Annotated in this window: 3 protein-coding genes; all 3 read right to left on the reverse strand. The window is 38.0% G+C overall.

The features are described 5' to 3' along the window. A partial coding sequence (locus AB1630_12615; protein ID MEW6104633.1) for a hypothetical protein occupies positions 1 to 241 on the reverse strand: 241 nt, incomplete at its 3' end. Continuing rightward, entirely contained in the window at positions 238 to 1,164 is a 927-nt protein-coding gene (locus AB1630_12620) for a hypothetical protein (protein MEW6104634.1), read from the reverse strand. The genes AB1630_12615 and AB1630_12620, both read right to left, overlap by 4 nt. A 25-nt stretch (positions 1,165 to 1,189) precedes the next feature. Continuing rightward, a partial coding sequence (locus AB1630_12625) for a D-Ala-D-Ala carboxypeptidase family metallohydrolase (GenBank protein MEW6104635.1) occupies positions 1,190 to 2,196 on the reverse strand: 1,007 nt, incomplete at its 5' end.

The raw sequence follows: 2,196 nt of genomic DNA on the forward strand, positions 1-2,196 counted from the left end.
CCAATGAGGTCTTGATAAATATCCTTTCTCCCTCTACCTTAAGTATTTCAATACCCATCCCTTCTATTTCTTCCTGATAGGCAATATCATCCTCTTTGCAGACTAAGCTTACCTTAATTTGCTCTTCCTGGCCTTTGGTAATAAGGCTTATGTAATCATTTTCGCTAAGCTTTTCTTTTTTTAAAGCCTCTCCCTTGCTTAAAAGGGCAAATAGAATTAAAATTAAAAATATTTGCTTCATTGCTTTACCTCCTTTTTCTTCTTTTCTTGCTTTTTCTTTTCTTTAAGCAATTTTAATACCCGCTTTGCCTCATCACGGACGGGGTAATATCCCTTCCTTGGTGCTTTAGTAACAGGATCTACCGTTCCCAATTTACAATAAGGGTCATTTTTTGCTATCTGTTTAAGAAGATGAATTGCTGATGTGTCTTCAAGAATATCCAATCCTCTGATAGATTCCCTCCGTGAAAAAGGATTAGAATCATTTAGGCTTTTAACAAAAGCAGCCCTCATTAGTTCTAATTGAGAAGGGGTGGCTGATCTATATCTCGTAGTTGGAGTTCCCTCTTTTGTAGTAAGGGTTTCTTGCTTAGTCCTTTTTGCTATTTCATTTAATGTGTAGATAATGCTTGATCTTGCTGTGTAATTTTTGGTCTTTTCTAATCGCTCAAGTAAAGGGTTGACAGCCAACTCTCCAAATTCTACTACTGCCCTTACAGGAACGCCACCACATTCTACAACACCCACTATTCCTTGTATTGCCCTTTCATCCTTTAACCTAATTACTGTATCAGCTAGATCTATATGATATTCTCCATATCCTTCGCCATACACCTCATTCATAAATTTAATCTTCATTTTAGTCTCATCTCCTCTACATCTTTCATATTCCTTTTGCCACTCTTCCCACCATTTTTCCCCAAGAGCATTTTCCTCTTCTAATAAATTAATCAAAGCCAATTTTATCCTTTCATCATTTATAAAATTTGGCACACCATAGTAAATGGCTTTAGCTCTTTCTCCCCAATTAGGATGGTTTAATAATCCCAATATTTCTTCAACACCCATCTTTTTTATTTCTTCTACACTAACTTCACAAAATGCGAAGTCTAAAAAGAATAAAAGAATTATTCCCATCAATCCACTTGCTAAAATCTTTTTCATCTTTTATTTCCCCCTTTTTAAGTTTTTAATGAAAACGCCAATCCATATGAACCCAAGCACCCGTTTGTTGTCGTGGTTCTATGTAATCAGCATTAGCCGCTGTTGCTGCATCAGCCAATTCATCCCATTCATCTGGCTCTATGATACCATTATTATTTATATCTACCACAGCAATATCAGCCGCATCTCCATATATATGTCTACTTTCTGGAGCCGTAGGATTTACTTGAAGTTGACGAATAGGATTTCTATAACCACTATTAACTATCATAGGATAACCATAATTTGCCCTTGTGGCTTCTAATCCTGTATACAAAATAGGTCTAAGCACAGCCCAACTATATCTATTCCCTGTAGTTGGATTTATACTCGAGTTTAACTCATTAAATGAAAAATTTGGACTTCCACCACCATTGACAAACTCATTCCTAGCTGGTCTTCTTGCTTTATTCATATCAATGTATTCCTGCCTACATTGATCCCTTTCATCCTGTGTCACATACCTTGGGGTTGATGTTGCCCTTAGGTTATTGGCAGTGACAAAGGCTCTAATTCTATAACTTAAGGGAAATCTACGACCATTAGGTGCAGCTGGGGCAGTAATGGTAAGATTGACATCATTACCCCTTTCTGGATCAGCTGGATTGCCACTTTGGTAATTATCCCTTGGGTCATCGTCAATCTCCCACTCTATCTGGCTGTTATAAGCTGCATCCAGATAATCTGGCTTTATATCCGCAAGACAACGAATCCGATTCTCACCCGGTTGGGTGGTAAATGAAATGTTGTCGTTAGGTAGTGTTATCTGTGATATGGTTAATGATAGTTCTATTCCCAGGCTATAATTCCCCGACCCACTAGAGCTGTAATTAAACACCCTTATCCAGATGTAGCCACTTCTGGTCAATGTGCATTCATCTGGCCTTCCTCTTCCATAGGTTGACTGGGCAATAAGAGGACCGGCAGAGGATTGGTCTCCAGAGTAAACAAAGAGGTCATAATCAATGTGAGAATCCATTGTTAACCTTATCC

It is taken from the genome of bacterium (assembly GCA_040753555.1).
Classification (GTDB): domain Bacteria; phylum UBA9089; class UBA9088; order UBA9088; family UBA9088; genus JBFLYE01.

Excerpts from the sequence above, each read along its gene's own strand:
- AB1630_12620 (MEW6104634.1), bottom strand. The coding sequence starts at position 1,164 with ATGAAAAAGATTTTAGCAAGTGGATTGATGGGAATAATTCTTTTATTC.